This is a genomic window from Asanoa sp. NPDC049573 (assembly GCF_040676615.1).
Classification (GTDB): domain Bacteria; phylum Actinomycetota; class Actinomycetes; order Mycobacteriales; family Micromonosporaceae; genus Asanoa.
In genome coordinates this window covers 65,414-83,504 of the sequence record NZ_JBFAPI010000004.1, presented here as the reverse complement: position 1 = coordinate 83,504, position 18,091 = coordinate 65,414, and the positions used below count along the sequence as shown (strand labels likewise).

18 protein-coding genes and 1 pseudogene are annotated in these 18,091 nt (G+C 70.6%); 11 read left to right on the top strand and 8 right to left on the bottom strand.

Translation table 11 applies throughout. The features are described 5' to 3' along the window. The first annotated feature begins 65 nt into the window (after positions 1-65). On the top strand, positions 66-518 hold the full coding sequence (locus tag AB0J74_RS10485) for an SRPBCC family protein (RefSeq protein ID WP_363446771.1): 453 nt from the start codon (positions 66-68) through the stop codon (positions 516-518). Here AB0J74_RS10485 and AB0J74_RS10480 read toward each other — a convergent pair. From AB0J74_RS10480 to AB0J74_RS10465, 4 genes are read right to left on the bottom strand one after another with little or no spacing between them, the layout of a single operon-like run. Then, positions 462-1,193, bottom strand: a complete 732-nt coding sequence (locus tag AB0J74_RS10480; RefSeq protein WP_363446769.1) for a glycosyltransferase family A protein — start codon at positions 1,191-1,193, stop codon at positions 462-464. The genes AB0J74_RS10485 and AB0J74_RS10480 overlap by 57 nt on opposite strands. Beyond that, positions 1,187-1,798: an SAM-dependent methyltransferase gene (locus tag AB0J74_RS10475; protein ID WP_363446767.1), complete on the bottom strand. Its 612-nt coding sequence runs from the start codon at positions 1,796-1,798 to the stop codon at positions 1,187-1,189. Before AB0J74_RS10475 ends, AB0J74_RS10480 begins: the two co-directional genes overlap by 7 nt. Continuing rightward, entirely contained in the window at positions 1,795-2,514 is a 720-nt protein-coding gene (locus AB0J74_RS10470) for a PIG-L family deacetylase (protein WP_363446765.1), read from the bottom strand. Before AB0J74_RS10470 ends, AB0J74_RS10475 begins: the two co-directional genes overlap by 4 nt. After that, the gene (locus AB0J74_RS10465; protein ID WP_363446764.1) at positions 2,508-3,446 is read right to left on the bottom strand and encodes an acyl-CoA dehydrogenase family protein; all 939 of its coding nucleotides are present in this window, start codon (positions 3,444-3,446) and stop codon (positions 2,508-2,510) included. Before AB0J74_RS10465 ends, AB0J74_RS10470 begins: the two co-directional genes overlap by 7 nt. A gap of 41 nt (positions 3,447-3,487) precedes the next feature. Between AB0J74_RS10465 and AB0J74_RS10460 the strand changes: the two are divergent. After that, positions 3,488-3,604, top strand: a pseudogene (locus AB0J74_RS10460) (transcriptional regulator); the annotation flags it as partial. A gap of 18 nt (positions 3,605-3,622) precedes the next feature. Here the strand turns inward: AB0J74_RS10460 and AB0J74_RS10455 are convergent. Then, positions 3,623-4,852: a serine hydrolase domain-containing protein gene (locus AB0J74_RS10455; protein ID WP_363446762.1), complete on the bottom strand. Its 1,230-nt coding sequence runs from the start codon at positions 4,850-4,852 to the stop codon at positions 3,623-3,625. Between the two features lie 178 nt (positions 4,853-5,030). Here AB0J74_RS10455 and AB0J74_RS10450 point away from each other — a divergent pair, with 178 nt between their 5' ends. The 3 genes from AB0J74_RS10450 to AB0J74_RS10440 all read left to right on the top strand — a co-directional run bounded on the left by AB0J74_RS10450 (position 5,031) and on the right by AB0J74_RS10440 (position 8,292). Then, entirely contained in the window at positions 5,031-5,672 is a 642-nt protein-coding gene (locus AB0J74_RS10450; RefSeq protein ID WP_363446760.1) for an HAD-IA family hydrolase, read from the top strand. A 250-nt stretch (positions 5,673-5,922) separates the two neighbouring features. Then, positions 5,923-7,434 carry an MFS transporter gene (locus AB0J74_RS10445; RefSeq protein WP_363446758.1) on the top strand — a complete coding sequence of 504 codons (1,512 nt, stop codon included), beginning with the start codon at positions 5,923-5,925 and terminating at the stop codon, positions 7,432-7,434. 63 nt (positions 7,435-7,497) lie between these two features. Next, positions 7,498-8,292, top strand: coding sequence for a PPOX class F420-dependent oxidoreductase (locus AB0J74_RS10440; RefSeq protein ID WP_363446756.1), 795 nt, complete (start codon positions 7,498-7,500; stop codon positions 8,290-8,292). Between the two features lie 42 nt (positions 8,293-8,334). Here the strand turns inward: AB0J74_RS10440 and AB0J74_RS10435 are convergent, their stop codons facing one another. Beyond that, on the bottom strand, positions 8,335-9,276 hold the full coding sequence (locus AB0J74_RS10435) for a ribokinase (protein ID WP_363446754.1): 942 nt from the start codon (positions 9,274-9,276) through the stop codon (positions 8,335-8,337). Positions 9,277-9,402: 126 nt separating this feature from the next. Here AB0J74_RS10435 and AB0J74_RS10430 point away from each other — a divergent pair, with 126 nt between their 5' ends. From AB0J74_RS10430 to AB0J74_RS10405, 6 genes are read left to right on the top strand one after another with little or no spacing between them, the layout of a single operon-like run. Then, the gene (locus AB0J74_RS10430) at positions 9,403-10,404 is read left to right on the top strand and encodes a LacI family DNA-binding transcriptional regulator (RefSeq protein WP_363446752.1); all 1,002 of its coding nucleotides are present in this window, start codon (positions 9,403-9,405) and stop codon (positions 10,402-10,404) included. A gap of 37 nt (positions 10,405-10,441) precedes the next feature. Further along, positions 10,442-11,467, top strand: a complete 1,026-nt coding sequence (locus AB0J74_RS10425; protein ID WP_363446750.1) for an ABC transporter substrate-binding protein — start codon at positions 10,442-10,444, stop codon at positions 11,465-11,467. A 3-nt stretch (positions 11,468-11,470) separates the two neighbouring features. After that, positions 11,471-12,043 (top strand): hypothetical protein, encoded by a 573-nt coding sequence (locus AB0J74_RS10420; protein WP_363446748.1) that lies wholly within the window; start codon positions 11,471-11,473, stop codon positions 12,041-12,043. Continuing rightward, positions 12,040-12,837 carry an ABC transporter ATP-binding protein gene (locus tag AB0J74_RS10415; protein WP_363446746.1) on the top strand — a complete coding sequence of 266 codons (798 nt, stop codon included), beginning with the start codon at positions 12,040-12,042 and terminating at the stop codon, positions 12,835-12,837. The genes AB0J74_RS10420 and AB0J74_RS10415 overlap by 4 nt, the downstream gene beginning before the upstream one ends. After that, positions 12,834-14,402 (top strand): ABC transporter permease subunit, encoded by a 1,569-nt coding sequence (locus tag AB0J74_RS10410; protein WP_363446745.1) that lies wholly within the window; start codon positions 12,834-12,836, stop codon positions 14,400-14,402. Before AB0J74_RS10415 ends, AB0J74_RS10410 begins: the two co-directional genes overlap by 4 nt. A gap of 52 nt (positions 14,403-14,454) precedes the next feature. Beyond that, a complete protein-coding gene (locus AB0J74_RS10405; protein ID WP_363446743.1) occupies positions 14,455-15,648 on the top strand; it encodes a sugar efflux transporter in 1,194 nt (397 codons plus the stop codon). A 17-nt stretch (positions 15,649-15,665) separates the two neighbouring features. Here AB0J74_RS10405 and AB0J74_RS10400 read toward each other — a convergent pair whose 3' ends face one another. Both AB0J74_RS10400 and AB0J74_RS10395 read right to left on the bottom strand, forming a co-directional pair. Further along, the gene (locus tag AB0J74_RS10400) at positions 15,666-16,673 is read right to left on the bottom strand and encodes a hypothetical protein (protein WP_363446741.1); all 1,008 of its coding nucleotides are present in this window, start codon (positions 16,671-16,673) and stop codon (positions 15,666-15,668) included. A gap of 210 nt (positions 16,674-16,883) precedes the next feature. Then, positions 16,884-18,032 (bottom strand): serine hydrolase domain-containing protein, encoded by a 1,149-nt coding sequence (locus AB0J74_RS10395; protein WP_363446739.1) that lies wholly within the window; start codon positions 18,030-18,032, stop codon positions 16,884-16,886. Positions 18,033-18,091: the final 59 nt, after the last annotated feature.

Sequence of the window (18,091 nt, the reverse complement as noted above, 5' to 3'; positions counted from 1 at the left end):
CCCCATCACGGGCATTCCGCTTCAATAGTACGGCGAACCGACCCGTCACGCGAAGGTGAGCAGCGATGGCCCGCACCGAACACACGATCGCCGCGTCCGCCGAGCAGGTCTTCGCGGTGCTGGCCAACGGGTGGACCTACAGCGACTGGGTGGTCGGCACCGCCCACATCCGTGACGTCGACGCGACGTGGCCGGAGGCCGGCGGCCAGATCCACCACAAGGCCGGCCCGTGGCCGCTGTCGCTGTGGGAACGGACCGTCTCGCTGGAGTGCGAACCGCCGCGCCGGCTGGTCATGCGGCCGCGACTGTGGCCCTTCGGCGAGGCCACCGTGCGTATCACGTTGACAGACGCCGACGCCGGCGGAACGCGCATCGTGCTCGAGGAGCAGTTCACCGGCGGGCCGCTGCTGGCCGTGCGCAACCGCGTCAACGACATGGTGCTGAGCCGGCGCAACGCCGAGTCACTGCGCCGGCTCGCCAACATCGTCGAACGATCCCACCGGCCAACCGCCCGCTAGGTGGCGCGGGTCGATCCAGCTCAGGCGGGCGAGGAAGGCGCTGAAGCCGCCGGGGGCGCGGGCGACCCGGCGGCCGCTCGTCGACACCGGAAGGTCCAGGGCGTGCACGATGCGCCGGCCGGCCAGTCGCGCGGCGGCGACGAACGCCCGGTCCTCGGCCAGCGGGCGCGGTGGGAAGCCGCCCGCGGCCAGGTACGCGGTCGCCGACGCGGCCAGGTTCGCCCCGTGTACGTGGCCCTCCGTCCGGTCGTACGCCGTGCGGTAGGTGGTGGCCAGCAGCGGCGGCCAGGGCGACCAGTCGTCGACGGTGACGGTGCCGACCACCACCTCGGCGCCAGCGGCGGCGTGCCGGAGTTGCCGCGCCAACCACGTGTCGGGGACGCGGGAGTCGGCGTCGGTGGTGGCCAGCCACAGGCCGGCGGCGCCGCTACGTAGCGCATAGGCGGCGCCGGCGGCGCGGGCCCGGCCGACGTTGTGCGCGTCAACCACGACCGTCCGCACCCCCGCGCGTCGGCACGCGGCTGCGGTCCCGTCCGTACACGCGTCGAGCACGACGACCACCTCGACCCGCAGGTGCGGCACCGCGGCGACCGCCACGTCGATGGCGCCCAGACAGCGAGGGAGCAGTTCTTCCTCGTTGTGCGCGGGCACGATCACGGCGACGCGGTTCAGCACAATCCCTCGCGTTGGGCGACGGACCGCGGCGCGGGCGGGACCTTGGTGTAGACGTCGAGGCGGAAGTCGGCCTCCTCGTGCCTGGCCAGGACCGCGAGTTCGGGGCGGTCGTAAGCGAGCCGGCGGTGGACCTCGTCACCGGGTTGCGGATAGTCGTCGATGCGCCGGCGCCAGTGCACCGCGACAAGGTCGCCGCCGGGCGTCAGCGCCGCCTCCGCGCGGGCGAGGAGCAGGTCGAGGTCGTCGTCGCCCAGGTAGTAGGCGATCTCGGAGAGCACGATCAGGTCGAACCCGCCGGGCGGCCACTCGTCGGGCACCCGCCGCTGCTCGACGGTGACGTGTGTGCGGTCGCGGACGCGCTCCCGGGTGGCGGCGACCGCGTCGGTGGCGATGTCGGTGCTGAGCAACGCGTCGCAGCGCTCGGCCAGCAGCGCCGTCAGCACCCCGATCGAGCAGCCGGGCTCGAAGGCCGACGGGTAGCGGGGGCGGGGCAGCGCGGCCATGGTCAGGGCGTACTTGCGTTGCTCGTACCAGCGGGTGGTGAAGCCCCAGGGGTCGGGTTCGGCGGCATACATCTCGTCGAAATAGCCGGCCGGCAAGGTCATAGGAAGAACACCTCGTGGGGTCGCTGGAACCGGGCGATGACGTGTGGCGGGAGGATCGGCGCGCCGTCCGGACCCGGCATCAGCGGGTCGGTCTGGCTGCGGAACTCGGCGATCGCGGCCGCCTTGGCGAGCCGCACGCCGTGCGGCAGGGGCAGCATGCGGCCGCGTGCCCACGGGACGCGGCCGTCGCCGGGCGTGGCCCAGTGCCACGTCCAGATCGGAAACTCCACCAACCGGGCACCGGTCGCCGCGGAGGCCCGCGCGCAGGCCCGCCCGACGGCCTCGTGATCGGGATGTCCGTCGCCCCGCCAGGTGGTCACGCACCAGCGGCCCGGCCTCAGCCGTAGCACGAGGAACCGGGTCAACGCGTCCTCGTCGATGCCGCCGTCGGGCTGCCGGAGCCGGTGGATCGGCACGTCGACCCGCAATGCTCGCAGGGCGGCGCCCGTCTCGGCGCGGCGCCGGTCGGCCAGGGCGACCCGCGCGGCGGCATCGAGCGCGGGATGGGACGCCTCGCCGTCGGTGACCGCGACGATTTCCGCGCCCCGCGCAAGGGCCAGCAGGCCGGCGGCGCCCAGGATCTCGTCGTCCGGATGTGGAGCCACGACGATCGGTTCGTCGGCGCCGGACAGGTCGACGCGGGGCCACCGGGTCTGCTGCAACCACGGCCGCCAGCGCGACTCGGGAGTGCCGAGCCCGGCGATCTCGGTCACCATCGGGGGTCACCGGACTGGGCGACCTGCTCACCGAGCACGGCCAGGTCCCGCTCGCCGTGGCTCTGCCGCAAGTAGACGGTCAGGTCGGCGACCCGCCGGGCGTGCGTCGCGTCGAGACACAGCGGTCCGGCGCCCAACGCCCGACCCACCCGCTCGAGCACCTCGCTGGCCGCCCGTTCGACGATGGCCCGGGTGCGGCCGGCCAGCCACCGGGCGTCACCGCCCGGCTCGGCGTCGATGACCACCGCGGCCGCGTCGAGCGCGACGCCGGCGCCGTGCAGGGCCGCGTCGACGCCGCCCAGGTGCGCCGCCGCGTGCGGATCCGACGCGGTCCGGTCGGAGTCCAGCAACGCCCGCGCCACCCCGACGGCGCCGCCGTGCCAGCACGCCGCGACCCCGATCGCCCCGTGCCAGAAACCCGCCCGGCCGACGTAGTCGCCGGGTTTGCCCACCGCCTCCGCCGGCGTGGAGGTGAACCGGACCGTGCGGCTGTCGCTGGCGGCCATGCCGACCGCCGGCCAGGTGCCGTCGACCGGATCGTTCGGGTTCGCCACCGCGAACAGCCTGATGCCGTCGGGCGCCGACGCGGTCACCAGCGCGTGGGTGCACACGACCGCGCCGGAGCACCAGGGACGCTCGCCGGTGAGGCGCCAGCCGCCGGCTTCCTCGACCGCCGTCAACGACCCCGGAACGGCCGCCCACACCCCCCACCGGCTGTTCGGCGGGACCGGCGGGTGCCCGCCGAGTTCGGCGAGGATCGCCAGTGCGTCGGTGTGCCCCTCGGCCAGGCGGGCCAGCACCAGGTCCTGTTCACCCAGCGCGCGTAACGCCGCCCAGCGCTCGCGGGTGCGCCCGCCGCCCGGCAACGGCAGGTCGAGCGCTCCCGAGGTCACCGCGGCGGCGAACAGGTCCGCCGGCTGATCGCCTCCCACGGGGAGCTTGGTTCCCCGAAATTCACAGAACACGCCTCGCCTTGCGGACGGAGGCCGGCCGCAACCCGTACGACCGTGGCCTGACCGACCTCGTCGGCGAGCTGAGCACCCGCAGTGACGACTTCCGTACCTGGTGGGCCACCCGCCGCCCGCGAGGCAACCGCGGGCGGGCCGGGTCAGTCGTCGATGGCCTGGTAGAGCGTGGTCCAGAAGTCCTGGATCACCCGCGCCTGGTCCGGAGTGGAGGCGCCGACCTGGGTGAGCAGGATTCCGGTGAGCTGGTTGACCGGGTCGGCGTAGGTCGCGGTGCCGCTGCCGCCGTCCCAGCCGAACTGGCCGATCGGTGCGTAGTCACTGCGGTAGGTGCGCACCGCCATGCCCAAGCCCCAGCCGCCCTGCTGGCCTTGGCCGAACGAGATGTGCACGTTGTCGACGGCCATGGCGTGCCGGGCGGCCTGTTGCTCGGGATCGAGGCGGTTGGTGGTCATCAGCTCGACGGCGGGCCGCGACAGGATCCGCTCACCGTCGTGCACGCCGTGGTTCAGCAGCATCCGGAAGTAGGCGTGATAGTCGTCGACGGTGGAGACCAGTCCACCGCCGCCGCCCTGGAACGCCGGGGGCTGGCTCCACCGGCCGCCCGCGGACTCGTCCCACACGTGGAACTCGCCGGTCCGCGGATCAGGGGCGTAGAGGGTGGGCAGCCGGTCGATCTTCTCGGCGGGCACGTGGAAGCCGGTGTCCGTCATACCCAGCGGGCCGAAGACGCGTTCGCGCAGGAAGGTCTCGAACGACTGGCCGGTGACCCGGGCGACGAGCACGCCGACCAGGTCGTTGCTGAGTTGGTACTGCCAGCGCGCACCGGGCTGGTGCATCAGCGGAAGCGTGCCGAGGCGACGCATCCACTCATCCGGCTCGGGCATCGGCTCCGGCAGGTTGGGGGTGAGGCCCTGCTCGAAGATCGCGCCCATGATCGGCGTGCCGAGCGAGGTCATGTCCATGCCGAGCCCGAACGTGGAGGTCAGCACGTCCCGCACGGTGATCGGGCGCCGCGCCGGCACGGTGTCGTCCAAGGCGGCGTCGATCCGGGTGAGCACCCGAGGGTCGGCCAGTTCCGGCAGCCACGGCTCGACCGGTTCGTCCAGCCGCAGCCGGCACTCGTCGAGCAGGACCATCGCCGCCGCCATCGTGACCGGCTTGGACGTGGAGGCCATCCGGAAGATCGTGTCCCGGCGCATCGGGGCGCCGCCGTCGTGGCGCATCGTCCCGATCGTCTCGACGTGTGTTTCGTCGCCGCGGCTGACCAGGGCCACCAGGCCGGGAATCCGGCCGGAGTCGACGTGCCGGTTCAGGACGTCGCTGAGCCGGCCCAGCCCCGCCTTCGAGAAGCCGCTACTACCAGGTGCCATCATGATCTCCTTAACCGACCGGGTTCGATCTCGCCGGAGTGGCGTCGCCGAACCGTTGATGGCGTCCACCGTCGCCGTCCGCGCTGACACGGTGCGGTCGCCGGCCTGACACGCCGCTGACACGCGGTCGACGCGACGGTGATCAGTAGGTTCTCGACCGAGAGGGGGTGGCCGGCCGGTGAAGAAGCACATCCTCTTCGATCACGACGGTGTGCTGGTGGATACCGAATTCTGGTATTACAAAGCGGGGGAGCGGGCCCTCGCGGACATTGGTCTGACGCTGGACAAGGCTCGATACCTCCGCGACATGAGCCGGGGATTGGGCACCTGGGCCCAAGCCCGGGCGGCCGGCATCGACGAGCAGACCATCAGCAGGCAGCGCGTGGTCCGCGACGACTACTACCGGGACTATCTCAGAACAGCGGCCATCGAGATCGAAGGCGTCGTCGAAACCCTTGCCGAGCTGTCCACATACGCCCGCATGGCCATCGTGACGACCGCCAAACGCGCGGACTTCGACCTCATCCATGAAAAGCGCACCATAAGACAGTTCATGGATTTCGTTCTGGTGCGCGAGGACTATCAGTTCGCCAAGCCGCACCCGGAACCGTATCTGACCGGCCTCAAGCGCCTGGGCGCCAGCAGAGAAGAGACGCTGGTCGTCGAGGATTCGGCCCGGGGGCTGAACTCGGCCGTGGCCGCCGGCATCGACTGTGCCATTGTCCACAACGAATTCACGAAAGCACAGGACTTCTCGCGGGCGCGCTACCGGATCGAAACCCTCAACGAACTGAAGGGCATCATCCTCGACATGACCTGATGCGGCACAACAGGTGGGCGGGGCGGTGCTGGTGGCCGGCTCCCGATCCCGCACCCGCGCTCGCCGACCGCCCGGGAAACTGGCCGGCACCGTCGCACCACCACGTCACAGCCATGATGATCGCCTCGGGCTGGTGCCCACCCGAGTGCGGTTCGCGTACGCCAGACCAGTTTTGTGGTGTTTGATCGTTATTTCGACCTGCCTATCACCATATGCGCGGTACGTTCGCCGTGGTGGGGAGGAGAACACGATGAGCGCCGAAGCACCCGGAGTGGTCGAGGCTCCCTTGAGACCGGCGCGCGGTCCGTTGGCGGGCTACTACGCCGCGGTGGCGACGATGGTGGTCCTCGCGCTGATTCCCTACCTGGTGCTCTCGGCGGCGCTGGGTCCGCTCACCGGGATCATCTCCGCGCAGCTCCACATGACCACCGAAGAGGTCAACCTCGCGCTGGGCCTTGCCAACGCCGGCTACGCGATGGGCACGGTGCTGTCGGTTCAGCTCGCCCAGCACCTACCGCAGCGCCGGATGCTGATCATCTACGCCGTCGTACTCGTGATCGGGTCGATCCTCGCCGCGGCCGCCAACGGGCCGGTCATGTTCATCTCCGGACACGTGCTGCAGGGCCTGTGCACCAGCCTCCTGCTCATCGCGGCCGTGCCGCCGCTGGTCACCGGGTTCCCGCCGTCCAAGTTGCGGATAACGGCGGTGATCCTCAACCTGTCGATCTTCGGAGCGGTCGCGTTGGGTCCGCTGATCGGTGGCGTCCAGGCCGATGCCAACGCCTGGCGGCCGCTCTTCTGGGTGATCGCGGGCATCGCCGTCGTAGCTCTGCTGCTGGTGGTGCTGACCTTCGAGGACTCGCCGCCGGCGGACCTCACCTCGACCCGCTCCCCGGTCGCGGTGGGCCTGGCCGCGATCGGCTGCGTCGCGGCGTTCTACGGCGCCGCGCAGCTGCTGACCCACCGCACCATCGAAGCCAAGACGCTGGGCCCCCTGATCGGGGGCGTGATCGTGATCATGTTCCTGCTGGTGCAGCAATACCACTCCAAGCGCCCGCTGCTCATCCTGCGCCCGCTGACGACCACGATGCCGGTGGCCGGCGTCGTGGTCGCGATGTCCGCGGCGGCCGCCTCGGTCTCCGCGGTCACGTTGACCAGCATCCTGCTCCAGGACCGCTACTCGGCCCTCAAGCTGGGACTGCTGTACCTGCCCGAGTTCGGCGGAGCGGTGATCACCGCGATCCTGTTCGCGGCGCTGTTCACCACCCGGGCGTTGCACTATTTCGCGCTGGCCGGCCTCCTGTGTCTCAGTGCGGGAATCGCGCTGATCGCCGGTGCCCTCCCACCGAGCACCATCGTCACGCTGATCGGGACGGGGCTGGTCGGCATCGGCGTCGGCGCCTCGGTCACCCCGGCGCTGTTCATCGCCGGCTTCTCGCTGCGCAACGCCGCCCTCCAGCGGGTGTTCGCCATCATCGAACTGCTGCGCGCGGTGGCGGCGTTCATGATCGCGCCGATCCTCGTCTACATCTCCGTGACCGTCGGATCGAGCCCGACATCGGGGATCCGCACCGCGCTGTGGATCTGCCTCGGCCTATCCGGCGGTGGTACGTTGCTCGCGGTCGCGCTCTACGTTCTCGGCGGCGTGCGCCCGCCCACCCCGTCGCTGGAGCGCTGGTTCGGCGGCGGATCGGGTTGGTATTCCCCACCGCTGTTCGCGGCCGTCCGCCGCGGTGTCCCCACGGAAGAGCCGCTGTCGTAGCGCGGCTCACAACTATCGGCGTCACATGCCCGGGCTCTGCCCCGTCCACCGGGTATGAGACGCATGATTCGGGTCATCACCGTTCTCCTGGCGCTACTCACCCTCGCCGCGGGCTTCTGGGGGCTGATCGCTCCCGGTTCGTTCGCGTCGTTCGTGAACTTCCCGCCCAGCGAGCACTTCGTGCACGACGCGGGGGCGTTCCAGCTCGGCCTCGGGGCGGCGCTGCTGCTCGCGCTCGTATGGGCCGACGGCTTCACGGTGGCACTCGGTGGCTACCTGGCCGGCGGCGTCGCGCACACGGCGTCGCACATCGCCGACCGAAACCTCGGCGGCGCGACCGGTCAGACCGTGCTGGTCGCGGTCGCCGCCGTGCTGGCCGCCGTCGCCCTGCTGGAACGGTGGCGTCAGCTGGGCTGGGTGCTGGGCCGGGTCGACGGCTCGCCCGCGCCGGCCTGGGCGCCGTTCGTCAGGCAGAAGACGGTCGCGCTGACCACGTACCGTCGGGCCGGCACGGCGGTCACGACGCCGGTCAGCATCGTCGTGGCAGGCGAACGCGCGTTCGTACGCAGCTACGGGAAGGCCTGGAAGACCCGCCGCATCCGGAACAACCCGGCCGTCCTGGTCGCGCCGTCGACCATCCGCGGCGTGCCGACCGGGCCGGCGGTGCACGCCGTGGCCCACCGGCTGACCGGCGCGGACAATGTCGCCGCGGCCCGCGCGCTGCGGGCCAAGTATCCGTTGCTGCACGGGGTCCTCGTGCCGCTGACCCACCGGCTGGGACGCCGCACGACCGGCCGCACCGTCCACTTCGAGCTGCTGCCGGTGAACTCGCCAACCCCACCGACCACCGCGGCGTGACCCGTGCCCCGGCTCAGTCGCGCCGCTCCGGTCGCGGCTGGCTCAGCCCCTGGCCCAGGCGAGCGCGGTGTCGAGGTCGGTGCCCTGCGGGAACGACGACTGGGTGCCGGTGCGGGAGACGCTCGACGTGGCGCACGCGCATCCCAGGCGGGCCGCGGCGACGGGCGTTCGGCCGGCCGCCAAGCCGTACGAGAAGGCCCCGACGAACGCGTCGCCCGCCCCGGTGGTGTCGACCACGGTCGTCGGTGGCGGGGTGATCCGCAGGACCGGACCGGCACCGCCCGCGATGGCCGCACCGGCCTCGCCGAGGGTTGCCACGACGCTGACGTCGAAGCGTTTCGCCATCGTGATGATGGCCTCGTCCGTCGGGCTCGCGTCGACCGCCCAGCCGCGGGTCAGCGACCCGAACTCGACCTCGTTGGGGATCAGCCAGTCGGTGACCGCCAGCAGTTCGGCGCTGACCTCGGCCGCGGGCGCGGGATTGAGCACCGTGACGGCACCGCGTTCCTTGGCCACCCGGAAGCCGGCCGCGGTGACGCCCTGTGGCACCTCGAACTGACCGACGACGACGTCGACGCGGGGGATCGACGAGACCGCGTTCTCCGCCTGCTCCTCGGTCATCCGGGCGTTCGCTCCGGCGACACAGACGATCCGGTTCTGGCCGTCGGCCCCGACCCAGATCGGCGCGACCCCGGAACTGGCCTCCGGCGTGCGGGTCACGTAGGTCGTGTCGATGCCGGCCGCGTGGAAGTTGTCGACCGTCATGTCGCCGAAGACGTCGGTGCCGAGGCAGGCGACCATCCAGACGTCAGCGCCGAGTCGCCGGGCCATCACCGCCTGGTTGGCGCCCTTGCCGCCGAAACCCAGGGCGAAGCGGTCGCCGAACAGCGTCTCGCCGGCGTCCGGAATGCGTGGCATGTACGAAATCATGTCCATCATGGTGCTGCCGATGACCACGATGCTCGCCCGCTCGACACTGCTCATGCTGCGCGGTTCCTCTTCCTGGCTGCTTGACGGGATGCTCGCACGGATCTACGGTCCAGTGCAATCGATACCAGAATTCGATTCCAGGGGCTGTGACCAGCGATGTCCGAGGCGACGATAGGCGACGTGGCGCGACGGGCCGGCGTCTCGGTCACCACGGTCTCGCGGTTTCTCGCCGGCCAGCCGGTCCGCGCGGCCGACACGATCCGGACGGCCGTGGCCGACCTCGCCTACCGACCGAGTCCGGTGGCGCGCAGCCTGCGCTCCGGGCGTACCCGGTCGATCGCGGTCGTGGTCCCCGACGTGACCAACCCGTTCTTCGCGGCCGTGGTCAAGGGCGCCGAAGCGGTGGCCCGGCAGGACGAATACCACCTGTTCCTGTCCAACACCGACGAGAACGTCGACCGGGAGGCCGCCGTCCTCGCGGACCTCGTCGGCCGCGTCGACGGGGTCATCCTGGCGCCGACCGTCGAGTCCGACGAGGCGCCGTTGCGCGCACACCGGGCCGGCCTGCCGATCGTCTTCCTCGACCGTGAGATCGGCGGTTCCGCGATGTTCGACGCGGTCCTGGTCGACAATGTCGGCGGCAGCCGGCGGGCGGCCGAGCATCTGCTCGACCTCGGGCACCGGCGGATCGCCATCGTCAACGGCACCATGCGCTCGACCCCCGGGCGGCAACGCCGCGAAACCTTCATCGAAACGCTGACGTCGCGGGGCGTCGAGCCGGCCGAGATCCTCGAGGAAGTGGGCGACTTCCGCGAGCAGGGCGGCTATCAGGCCGTGCTGCGGCTGCTCGCCCTCGAGCACCCGCCCACCGCCATCTTCGTCACCAACAACCTGATGACCGTGGGCGCCCTGCGCGCGCTGCACGACATCGGCGCCCGCGTTCCCGACCAGGTCTCCATCGTCGGGTTCGACGACCTCGACCTCGCCGCGCTGTTGATGCCGCCGCTCACGGTCGTCGAGCGCCCGATGGAAGAGCAGGGCTCGCTGGCGATGCGGCTGCTGTTGAACCGGCTGCGCGACCGCGGAGACGCGACGCCGCGCCGGATCGTCCTGGAAACCAGGCTTCTGGTACGTGGTTCGACCGCTCGGCCGGCCACGGCCACCCGAAAACCCCTCTCGTGATTGGACATTGATGACCACTCGCCGTGATTTTCTGACCGTGACCGCGCGGATCCTCGGTGGCGGGGCGCTCGCGGCCGTCTCCGGCGGCGCACTCGCCGCCTGCTCCAGCGACGAACCGAGCGCGGGCGGCTCCACCGAGATCAGCCCGGTGACGTTCCAGCTCGGCTGGCTCGCCAACGTGGAGAACATGGGCATCTACATCGCCGACGACGGCGGCTACTTCACGAAGGCGGGGCTGAAGACCACCATCGTCCCGGGCGGACCGTCGGTGTCCGTCGGCCCGCTGGTCGCCAGCGGCAAGGCGTTCGTCGGGCTCGACTCGGTGGACACCATCGCCCGGGCGCGCAAGGAAGGCGCACCGCTGAAGGTCGTCGGCGCGACCCTGCAGAAGAACCCGTCCGCCGTGATGTCGCTGGCCAAGAACCCGATCCGCACCCCGCAGGACCTGGTCGGCAAGCGGCTCGGCGTGCAGCAGTCCGGCACCGAGATCTACAACGCGTTCTTCAAGGCCAACGGCGTCGACCCCAAGTCCGTCACCTACGTGCCGGTCCAGTTCGACCCGGCTCCGCTGGTCAACGGCGACGTCGACGCCTTCGCGTCCTTCCTGACGTCGCAGCCCATCCAGCTCAAGCGGCAGGGTGTCGAGACCGAGGCCTTCCTGCTGGCGGATTTCGGGTACGGGCTCTGGGCCGACGCCTTCGTCGTCAGCGAGGAGACGCTCGCCGACAAGAAGAAGCGGGCGCTGCTGGTCAACGTGTTGCGCGCGAGCGTGCAGGGCTGGCAGGACGCGGTCGCGGATCCGGCCCGCGGCGCCAAGCTCGCGGTCGAGAAGTACGGCAAGAGCCTGCAGCTCAACGCCGACGAGCAGCTGCTGACCGCGCAGTCGTTCGTGCCGCTCATCGCCACGCCGGAGACGAAGACCAACGGGCTGCTGACGATGTCGAAGGAAGGCATCGAGTCCAACATCAAGACGATGGGTTCGGTGGGCATCACCACCTCCGCCGACGAGCTGTTCGACACCACGATCCTGGCGGACGTCTTCCAGGGAAAGGCGACGGTGTAACCGATGACGACCGAAGCCTTCGACCCCTGGACGCGGGTCCGGACCCTGCATGACCTGCCCGCCGACGAGGTCATCTCAGCGTTCCAGAAGGCCGTCCGGCGCGGCGAGTTGGAGGAGGCGACCCTGCTCGCCTACGAGATGTACGCCACCAGCGCGGAACTGGAGGAGTGCCTCTGGCACCGGCTCCAGGTCATCTCGGTCGAAGACGTCGGCTCGGGATCGTTCCTCGAGCCGGTCGTCGTCGACTCGGTCTACCGCATGCACACGCGCGTACCGCGTGGGCGGGGTGACCGGTTCCTCTTCGCCGTGCACGCCATCCGCCTGCTCGTCACCGCCACCAAGGACCGCACCTCCGACGAACTCGCCAACTGGGCCGCGCGGGTCGTCGACAGCGGGCAGCGGTTGCCGGTGATCCCGGACCACGCGCTGGACATGCACACCCGGCGCGGTCAGGAGATGGGCCGCGACCTGCTGCACTTCCTCGAGACGGGCGCGCTCGTGCACAACGAGGTTCCGGACCGCGACACCACCTACCGCGACTGGCTGGTCGCCGAGGCGACGGCGGCGCGCGGATGACTGGCGTCGTGACGACGGCGCCGGGGTTCGTCGCCGCGGGCGTGACGAAGTCGTTCCGGCTCGGCCGGTCGACCGTCCAGGCGCTCGACAACGTCGACCTGGCCACGGCCGGTGGCTCGTTCACCGCGCTGCTGGGCCCGTCGGGCTGTGGCAAGTCGACCCTCCTGCGGATCTTCGCCGGCCTGGAGACCGCCACCGCGGGTCAGGTGCTCGTGCACGACCAGGCCCCGGACCGGCTGCGTCGCGAGCACCGGGTCGGTGTCGCGTTCCAGGACTCGGCGTTGCTGCCGTGGCGCAGCGTCGAGGCCAACATCCGGCTGCCGTTCCAGATCGCCGGCCGGTCGGCGGATCCGGCGCAGATCCGGGACCTGATCAGGCTCGTCGGGCTCGACGGCTTCGAGAAGGCGCGGCCGGGCCAGCTCTCCGGCGGGATGCGGCAACGGGTGGCGATCGCGCGTACCCTCGCGATCAATCCTGATGTGTTGATGCTCGACGAGCCGTTCGGCGCGCTCGACGAGATGACGCGGCAGCGGCTCAACCTCGAACTCCAGCGGATCTGGATGGAACGGGCGACGACGACGCTGCTGGTGACCCACTCCATCGCGGAGGCCGTCTTCCTCTCCGATCAGGTCGTGGTCATGGCGCGGCGGCCCGGGCGGGTCATCGCCACGGTCGAGGTCGACCTGCCGCGGCCGCGGACCCCGGAGATCCTGCGCAGCGCCGAGTTCCACACGCTCTGTGACCGGCTGAGTGAGCTGCTCTTCGCACAGTCCACAGAGGATGCCGAGTTGTGATCAAGCGTGTGCTGCCCGGCGCCGTCGGCCTGGCCCTGGTGTTGGTCGTCTGGTTCGCGCTGTCGGGCCTCCTCGCCGACCTGCGGGCCATCCCGTCGCCGGTCGACGTGGTCGGTCAGATCTGGGACGACCGCTCCGCCCTGGCGTCGAACATCGGCGTGACACTGCGCGAGGCCATGGTCGGCTACCTGTGGGGCAACCTCGCCGCGATCGTGCTCGCGGTGCTCTTCGTCCGCCTGCCGGCCGTCGAGCGGGTGCTGCTGCGGCTGGCGATCGCGAGCTACTGCGTCCCGCTCGTGGCCATCGCCCCGATCCTCGTCGTCGTGCTGCCCGGCGACGCGCCCAAGGAGACACTCGCCGCGCTGTCGGTGTTCTTCACGACGCTCGTCGCCACCGTCGTCGGCCTGCGATCCAGTGACGCGACGGCCGTGGACCTGGTGCGTGCCTACGGTGGGTCGGCCTGGCAGACGCTGTGGCTGGTCCGGATCCGCGCGGCTCTGCCGAGCCTGTTCGCGGGGCTGCGCATCGCCGCGCCGGCCGCGCTGCTCGGCGCCATCATCGGCGAGTATCTCGGTGCCAGCCAAGGTCTGGGCGTCGCGCTCGTGCAGGCCCAGTCGTCGTTCGAAGTGGCCCGCACGTGGGGGATCGCGCTGGTCATCTCCGCGCTGGCCGGCCTGCTCTACGCCGCCACGTCGGTGATCGCCCGGCTGCTGACACCGTGGGCGGGCCGGCTGCTCGACGTGGGCACCGGTGACACCTCCACCCGGAGGTCCGGCCGTCTTGCCCGGGCGCTGGAGACCACCGGTTTCCTGCTGGCGTCGGTGGCGGTCACCCTGCTCGGCTGGTACGCCCTGCTGCGGCTGTTCGACCTCAACGGCTATTTCGCCAAGACACCGGCCGACGTCTTCCACTACGCCTTCTCCGACGCGGACGCCGGCGCGCACCGCGACGAGTTGCTGGCGGCGCTGAAGGTCACGCTGGTCGACGCGGCGGTCGGCTATCTGGTGGGCACCGCGGTGGCGGTGCTGATGGCCATCGTCGTGGTGACCGTGCGCGCCGTCGAACAGACGATGATGCCGGTCGCGGTCGTCATGCGCTCGGTCCCGCTGGTGGCCATGGCGCCGCTGATCGCCCTGGTCTTCGGCCGGGGCCTGGTGGGCGTGACGGTCATCGTCGCGCTCGTCGTCTTCTTCCCGACCCTGGTCAACCTCACGGTCGGGCTGCGCGCCGCACCCACGCCGGCGTGTGAGGTGGTCACCTCGATGGGCGGCTCCGCGTTCCACACGGTGACCAAGGTGCGCATCCAGTACGCCCTGCCGGCCCTGTTCGCCTCGGCCCGGATCGCCGTGCCCGCGGCGATCGGCGGCGCGACCCTGGCCGAATGGCTGGCGACCGGCAAGGGCCTGGGCAGCCTGCTCGTCGTGGCCTACAGCAGTTCGCGCTTCGGCACCCTGTGGGCCGGCGCCGTGCTCGTGGTCGTGGTCTCGGTCGGCCTCTACGCGTTGATCGGCGCCGTGGAGCGCCCGGTCCTGCGACGCTACACACCGCAGCATTCGACGCGCTGAACCGCCCTGTCATCGACCGCTGGCTGGACCGAACGACGCTTACGCCGCGGCGGTGGCGGGTAGCGACATCCGCATGGCCTCTACGACCCGCATCGATCAGCGCTCGGCCTTCCCGCCCCTACTGGTCAGCGTGCTACTGCTCGGAATAGCCGATTCGGTGGTCGGACCCTACCTGGTGCTCTTCGCCGCGAATGAGGCCGGTTTGTCGCCGTTACAGGTCGGCGCCTTCCTCTCGCTCATTTCCGTCAGCGGGCTGGTGGTGAGCAGCTGGCTCGGCCGCCGTTATGACCGCTCGGCGAGCCGGTGGCCCGCCGTCGTCGCGGTGGCGGCCCCGGCAGCCGGATATCTGGCGCTGACGGCCACCACGGACTACCCGATGGTGCTGTTGATCGGAGTCGGGCTTCTCGGTGCTGGGCTGGCCGCATTCCCGCAACTGTTCAGCTTGGCCCGGACCCATCTGGACCGCGAGGACACGTCCATCGCACGCCGAGGAACGCCCGCGCTGCGGTCGGTGTGGTCCCTGGCCTGGGCCGTCGGACCCATGATCGGCGCCGCTGTGCTGTCCCGCCAGGGCTACGACGGGCTGCTGCTCTTCACCGCCGCCGCGTTCTCGTTGGTCGCGGTGCCGCTCCTGCTGATCGGCCGGACACCACGCACCGAGCAACCAGTCGACGCGGAGGCGGACGGAAAGGGAATCAGCCGGACCATGCTCGTGGCGGCCGGGAGCTTCACCCTGTTCCACACCGCCATGCTGTCCGGCTCGGTCGTCCTGCCGCTCTATGTCACCAGAACCCTGCACCAGGGTGCGGGCGACGTCGGCCTGCTGTTCACCGTATGCGCGCTGATCGAGATTCCCGCCGCACTGGGCATCATGCTGCTACCCGCACGATTCCCCAAGCGTCCGGTGATCCTGGTCGGCATGGCACTGTTCGGCGTCTACTTTCTCCTCGTGGCGGTGAGCTCCAGCATGCCGACGCTCATCGCCACCCAACTCGCTCGCGGTGTCGCCATCGCGACGGTGGGAACGCTTGGTATCACGTACGTCCAGGATCTCGCGCCGCACGCCACCGGACGCGCGACCACGCTGTTCGCCAACACGCTCACCATCGGATCGCTCGTATCCGGCGTGCTGGCCGGCGCCACCGCCCAGGCGCTCGGCTACCGATCCGCCCTCGTCATCTGTGGACTGCTCGCCGCGCTCGGACTCGTCGTGCTGGTGTCGTCGCGCCCAGATCGCCGTTCTTAGCGTGGGCGGCCCGACGATCACTGCATGGCTGTGGCGGGTGGATGGTCAAAGGAGGCGGGGCAGCGGAACACGTAAAGGGCATAGCCACGGCCGATCGTGACGCCGGTAGGGTCCGGTGAGGCGTCCGCCGGCTCCTCGACGGGGCGCCAACTGCATTCGGTGCCGTCCCACTCGCCGGAGTCGGCGGTCAACAGCAGCGTCATCGCTCTGCCGCACTCGGTGCAGTTCATCGGCTGCGGATCGCTCAGCGACCAGCTCGCGAAGCCAGCTACCTTCCATCCGGGTGCCAGCGACAGGTCGGACTGGTAGTCGCGCGCGATGTGGTCGTCCTCCGTCCGTTCCTGGGCTTGCTCCCAGGCGGTTATCCGCTCGCCGAGCTCGTCGGGCAACAGATCGCCGTACTGGTACTCACGGACGCGTTCCGGGTGCACCACACAGGACACCGGTAGGTACGAGTCGTTGACCACGGGCGGCTCCGGGGCTTGTTCCAGCGGCGTGGTGACATCTGTGCTGCGTCGCCAAATCAGCCGCACCCTGGGGTTGTAGCCGTCTTCCGGGTGGTCCAGCGGGCACCACAGCACCTGCAGCACGTCGGCGCCGTCCGGTCCGACGAAGTCGGGTATGTCCCGCTGGTAGAGCTGCGCGACCGGGACCAGCGGGATCGGCTGAAGCAACAGGGTGTGTGGCTCGGAGAAGTCGTAGGCCGGGACCTGCGCCCGTTCCTCGTCGGTCAGCTCATAGGGGGTGCCGGTGGCAGCGGCCCGCGCCTGCGCCGCCGTGTAGATCTCCCGGCTGCGGCGGACCGTCGCCGGTGTCATGAGTGTGTCGACGTAGTGGGCGTCGCCGTCCATACATACCGGCCACGGCTCGTCGGCGGACCACAGCAGTGGGCCGCCCACCGAACTATCGCCGGTCGTGGGCGTGCCCGGCCGAGGATGCAGTCGCGTGGCCGTCGCCGAGTGGTCACGCAACTGCGGGAAGAGCTCCGTGAGGTCCACGGGCCGCGGCGGGGTGGTGCGAGTCATGGCACGTGAGCTTAAAGGTCAGCTGACGACGCGGGGCAGCACCCGCAGCGGCGTCTCCTACCGGACGTTCGCGAAACCGGACGAGCTGCTCGGGCTCATCGGGCACGGACCCCTATCGCCGACTGACCACCGAGGGCGCGAGCCTGGCCCTCGACGAGGTCCTCGCGCTCGCCGTGCGCCCGTGACAGTGGCCGTGGCGGGTAGCCTCGGTCACGACCTTGTCGGCGCGCACAAGGCGGTCGTGACCGCGGCCTGTATGTCGGCGTCCTGTGCGTCCGTGCCGCCCGGGTCGAGGTTCACCATGACCGTGGCCTGCCGGCCGCCTGTGGTGATGCCGGTCGTCGTCTGGAACCCGAGGACGTCGCCCGGGTGTCCCCAGTAGACCCCACCGCACGGCAGGGGCCAGGCGAACAGGCCCAGCCCGTACGAGCTGTGGTCCGCAAGTCCGGTTTTCCTGGTATGCGTCATCTCGGCCAGTTGTGCCGGGTGCAGCAGCCGCCCGCGCAGGAGTGCGTCGAGGAACCGCGACACGTCGGTGGCATCGGAGATCATGTCGCCGGATCCGGCGGCGACCGACGGGTTGAATTCGGTCACGTCGATCGGCTCGGCGCCGGGGGCGGGTCGCGCGTAGCCACGCGGGTGCGGCTCGGGGATATCGAACGCGTCTCCGGGAACCGAGGTGGAGTCCAGTTCGAGGGGCACGATGATGCGCCGCTTGATCTCCGCGCCGTACGCGTGGCCGGTCACCTTCTCGATCAGCATCGCGGCCAGCAGGTAGTTCGTGTTGGAGTAACTCCACCTGCCCTTCGCGCCCGGCTCGAACAGCCGCGGATGCGCCAGCGCGATTCCGAGCAGCTCGGTCGGGTCGTGATGGGCGTAGCGGTCGGCCAGGATGTCCGGCGGCGTCAGGTAGGTCAGGTAGTCGGGCAGCCCGCTGGTGTGCTGGAGCAGGTTCCGTACGGTGACGCGCCGGCCGTCGTTGCCGTTCCCGCGGACGACAGCGGGCAGGTAGCGCTCCAGCGGGGCATCGAGCGCGACGCGGTGTTCCCCGACGAGTTGGAGGACGACCGTCGCGACGAACGGCTTGGTCATGCTGCCGATGCGGAACCTGACGTCGTCGGTCATCGGGGCACCTGTGCGGAGGTCCGCCAGCCCGCTGGTCAGCTTGGTGACGCCGGTGCGATCACGTATTTCCGCGAGTGCGCCAGGCCCGCCGTCCTCGCCGGTCAACCGGTCCAGTACCCGCTGGACCGCGGCTCTGTGGGTGGGTCCCGCTGACGCCTGTGATGAGCCCAGGCTGGCATAGGACGCGAGAGCCACGGCCAGCACGCCGCTCAGCGCGCGCGTCAACGCATTCATCTGACCCCCCGCCGGATCGCGGTGCTCCGGGCACCCACGGCCCGATGCGTCAGCACGCT

What these genes read in the sequence shown, in the direction of transcription:
- AB0J74_RS10415 (WP_363446746.1), top strand. Translation starts at nt 12,040, where the DNA reads ATGACTGGCGTCGTGACGACGGCGCCGGGGTTCGTCGCCGCGGGCGTG.
- AB0J74_RS10485 (WP_363446771.1), top strand. Translation starts at nt 66, where the DNA reads ATGGCCCGCACCGAACACACGATCGCCGCGTCCGCCGAGCAGGTCTTC.
- AB0J74_RS10420 (WP_363446748.1), top strand. Translation starts at nt 11,471, where the DNA reads ATGACGACCGAAGCCTTCGACCCCTGGACGCGGGTCCGGACCCTGCAT.
- AB0J74_RS10435 (WP_363446754.1), bottom strand. Translation starts at nt 9,276, where the DNA reads ATGAGCAGTGTCGAGCGGGCGAGCATCGTGGTCATCGGCAGCACCATG.
- AB0J74_RS10455 (WP_363446762.1), bottom strand. Translation starts at nt 4,852, where the DNA reads ATGGCACCTGGTAGTAGCGGCTTCTCGAAGGCGGGGCTGGGCCGGCTC.
- AB0J74_RS10475 (WP_363446767.1), bottom strand. Translation starts at nt 1,798, where the DNA reads ATGACCTTGCCGGCCGGCTATTTCGACGAGATGTATGCCGCCGAACCC.
- AB0J74_RS10470 (WP_363446765.1), bottom strand. Translation starts at nt 2,514, where the DNA reads ATGGTGACCGAGATCGCCGGGCTCGGCACTCCCGAGTCGCGCTGGCGG.
- AB0J74_RS10445 (WP_363446758.1), top strand. Translation starts at nt 5,923, where the DNA reads ATGAGCGCCGAAGCACCCGGAGTGGTCGAGGCTCCCTTGAGACCGGCG.
- AB0J74_RS10400 (WP_363446741.1), bottom strand. Translation starts at nt 16,673, where the DNA reads ATGACTCGCACCACCCCGCCGCGGCCCGTGGACCTCACGGAGCTCTTC.
- AB0J74_RS10395 (WP_363446739.1), bottom strand. Translation starts at nt 18,032, where the DNA reads ATGAATGCGTTGACGCGCGCGCTGAGCGGCGTGCTGGCCGTGGCTCTC.
- AB0J74_RS10440 (WP_363446756.1), top strand. Translation starts at nt 7,498, where the DNA reads ATGATTCGGGTCATCACCGTTCTCCTGGCGCTACTCACCCTCGCCGCG.